This window comes from Vibrio sp. S234-5 (assembly GCF_000960595.1).
Classification (GTDB): Bacteria; Pseudomonadota; Gammaproteobacteria; order Enterobacterales; family Vibrionaceae; genus Vibrio.
This window is the reverse complement of the sequence record NZ_JZAM01000351.1, coordinates 1-463: the sequence shown is the minus strand read 5'-3', so window position 1 is coordinate 463 and position 463 is coordinate 1. Positions and strand designations below refer to the sequence as shown.

The 463-nt window shown below is 52.1% G+C and carries 2 protein-coding genes; both read right to left on the bottom strand.

Translation table 11 applies throughout. From position 1 onward, the window contains the following. On the bottom strand, window positions 1-233 hold a 233-nt coding region (locus tag UF06_RS18980; protein ID WP_045571826.1), incomplete at its 3' end, for an agmatine deiminase family protein. Window positions 234-272: 39 nt separating this feature from the next. Then, the coding region (locus UF06_RS18975; RefSeq protein WP_045571825.1) for a nitrilase-related carbon-nitrogen hydrolase at window positions 273-463 on the bottom strand (191 nt) is incomplete at its 5' end.

Below are 463 nucleotides of genomic sequence, written 5' to 3'. Positions count from 1 at the left end.
TGTGATTGGAGCATTTGACGCGCTCGGTCAAAGTTGTGCGAGCATACCGCCACGCACACCTTGGTCACTTCCGCGATTAAGTTCGCGATTCTGGCAAAGGTTTCTTGCGCGGGTAATGCGTCATCACGCCAGTTGTCTTTCCTTTCTGGCCACGCTAGCCAAACTTCACTAACCGGCTGAAACTCAGCCGGAAAATAGAAGCCATCTTGCGCTGGTGTTGTCGATAACTTCATTTTAACGCCTCTTTAAACAGCTATGTTTCCGACGCTTGTTTAAAGGTCTGGACGACCGCCGCGGAACAAGGCCCACGCGTGACGCGCTTTCGCTGTCGCAGCGAGAGCGATTTCTGCGTAAATGATGGTTTCGCCCTCACGTGGTGCTTCGGCAATTTTTGCACCGGTGTGGTCAGTGATAAAAGATGAGCCGTAGAACGTGGTCTCGATACCATCATCGACTTCAGTGC